Consider the following 2,823-nt stretch of genomic DNA (forward strand, 5'->3'; position numbering starts at 1 on the left):
CGCTCTGTAGGGATTTTCACCCCAGCATTAGAACATGCCCGTCATACTACAAAAAAAGCGTTGAAATTTCAACGCTTTTTGTTTTTCCTGGCACGTCCTCAGGGAATCGAACCCTGGTCTTGGGCTTCGGACACCCTTATTTTACCATTAAACTAAGGACGCACAATGGTGATATTTGTGTAGGATATGGGGTCTAAAAACCTTAGTGGGAGGAAGGTGTTTCCCAGGCCGCTTGATACGTAAATCTGGCTTTCTTCATACTTATAAAGACCGCTGTCAAAATCTGGAAAATATCCTTCGCCAGGGGCTATTAAGGCTCCTATAAATGGCGCTCTTACCTGGCCTCCGTGGGTGTGGCCTGAAAAAATAATATCCATACTTGGGTCGTAATTTTCTCTTACATTTTTAGAAAAATGCGCAAGGATTAGATTTAGACCTGCCTCTGGCATATATTCATCAAGGCTCATCCCCCAATAGGGTACCCCATATATATAAACCTCATTATCCCCTATTATAAGATTTTCTCCCTCGTTATCAAGTTTTTTTATTCCAAGATTTTTAATTTTTTCATAAAAAACTTCCGAATCATTTGATACTTCTTCGTGGTTACCCGATACATAATAGATTTTTATCCCAAGTTTAGATAAATTTTCTAAGAAAAACATGGTCCTTTCGATTTTTTTATCTGTAGGGTAATCTATCATATCACCCGTTAGGAAAATCAAATCGGGATTAAAAGCTCTGATGTTTTTTAAAACGTCATCGAGATTTGAAATAACATTTGAGTGAAAATCAGAAATATGGGTGATTTTTAAATCATCTTTGACCTTGGGATTTTTTATAGTCAGCCTTTTTTCTACCCCCACAAAGGCCTGGTTATGAACATATGCTCCTGTGAGGATAGTTGCAAAAAGTAGGGTCCCAAGGATTGCTTTTTTCTTTTTATTCATCTAGATCTCCTAAATAAAGGGAAGATTTCATATCTGATGGGATTTTAAAGCCAAGTCTAGGTGAAAAGCTCCTGCCTGTGACATTTGGTCCATCAACTGATGCCGATCTTTTAAATTGACTAGGTGTAAATCTCTTAAAGTATGACACTAGCCATTTTTTAATTGTAGCTTTTCCATAACTATCTTTAAAGGCCATTTCTGCTTCTTTTAAGATTGTTTTTGCCCTCTTGTGGTAGGTTAGATGTTGGTAGATAAAAAAGTCAATTAATTCATAAGGGCCAATTATATCCTCTGTTTTTTGAGTAATTTCTCCTTCCTTTTCGCTTACAAGTTCTGGAGAAACTGGTGTATCAAGGATGTCGGTTAGGACCTTACTTAAATCTTCATTTTCTGTAAAATGAGAAAAAGATTTAATCATGTACCTTAGTTCTGTTTTCATCAAGGTCGCATTTAGGCTGTAGGATGACATGTGATCTCCGTTGTAGGTCGCAAACCCCTGCATGTTTTCTGATAAATCGCCAGTTCCAACCACAAGGCCCCCGTCCATGTTTGATAGGTTAAACAAAACTTGAGTTCTCATCCTTGCCTGGGCGTTTTCGTAGGCTAGGTCTGGGGTTTTCCCGTCATGGCCGATGTCTTTTAGGTGGGCTGTGACAGACCCGGTAATATTTATCTCTTTTAAGTCAATTCCCAAAGCCTTACACAAAAGATAAGCATTGGACTTGGTCCTGTCGCTTGTGCCAAAGGCTGGCATGGTATAACATCCAATATTTTTCTTATCAAAGCCAGCAATTTCATAGGCCTTGTCTATGGCAAGAAGGGCTGCAGTTGAGTCGATACCGCCTGATACTCCTAAGAATACTTTTTCTGTCCCAACTGCTTCCATTCTTTGAATGAGGCCAAGGGCCTGGATTTCAAGTGCGTCTTCTAGATAATCTTTTGAATATTCTGATATTGGCAGATATGGGAATTTCTCCACAAAATAGTCTTCATCAGTAAAGACATTAAATTTTTCATACCCTACCTCATCGTAGATTTCTACAGGAAAGACATGGGTATTTTCTAGTAAAATTTCCCCATTTTTTGCGATGTGGGAATCTTCTGTATAGACCAAATCTGTTGACGATTCACCATCACCTGCTGAAGTGTGAACATAAATTATATCTTTTGATAAAAATTCAATTTTTTTCTCTACTTCTTTTTCTGTGAAAATATGGCGGGCCTTGCAAGCTGGATTTAGGATAATATCAGCTCCCAATTCCTTTAATTTAAGGGATTTTGGTATAATCATATCCTCATCTTCACCGATTGTGATTCCGATTTTTAGGCCAGAAATAACATTCACAAAAGGATTCTCATCTAAGTTATAGTCAATAGCCTTAAATTTTCCCCTTGGCTTACAATTAAAAATAGTTTTTTCGTAAGTTTTTAAATTTTCTTTGCAAACTATGCCCAAAATCTCGCCCGATTTTATAAGGGCTACGGCATTAAAAAGGGCAAATTCAGTCCTTATCGGAAGGCCTACTGTAAATGCCAAGTCATAGTTTTCGCTAAAGGAAATAAGATCTTTGATCCCTTCTTCAGAAGCCTCTAATAAATCTTCTTCAAGATATCCATCATAAAGACTTGACCCTGTAAGGCAAAGTTCTGGCAAAGAAAGAATATTTACCTTTTCTGCCTCGCTTATTTTGATTAATTCTTTTATTTTTTTTACATTATCTGGCACATTTCCCAAAGAAACTGGAAAATTCGCAGATTTTATTTTTATATTTCTTTTCATAATCAACCTCTTAATCCTATTTTACCATATTTTTACAAAAAAAAGAGGACCCAACCGGGTCCTACTCTCTAAATTTTATTTTATAGGTTTTTA

General features: G+C 36.9%; 2 protein-coding genes and 1 tRNA gene. All 3 read right to left on the reverse strand.

From position 1 onward, the window contains the following. Positions 1 to 88 precede the first annotated feature (88 nt). Positions 89 to 162, reverse strand: a tRNA-Arg gene (locus Q0410_RS00635). Then, positions 153 to 950, reverse strand: coding sequence for a metallophosphoesterase (locus tag Q0410_RS00640; protein ID WP_299031670.1), 798 nt, complete (start codon positions 948 to 950; stop codon positions 153 to 155). Before Q0410_RS00640 ends, Q0410_RS00635 begins: the two co-directional genes overlap by 10 nt. Further along, on the reverse strand, positions 943 to 2,730 hold the full coding sequence (gene nadE, locus Q0410_RS00645; RefSeq protein ID WP_299031673.1) for an NAD(+) synthase: 1,788 nt from the start codon (positions 2,728 to 2,730) through the stop codon (positions 943 to 945). Before nadE ends, Q0410_RS00640 begins: the two co-directional genes overlap by 8 nt. Between the last annotated feature and the right edge of the window lie 93 nt (positions 2,731 to 2,823).

Origin of the sequence: uncultured Anaerococcus sp. (assembly GCF_937934665.1) — a bacterium.
Lineage (GTDB): Bacteria > Bacillota > Clostridia > Tissierellales > Peptoniphilaceae > Anaerococcus.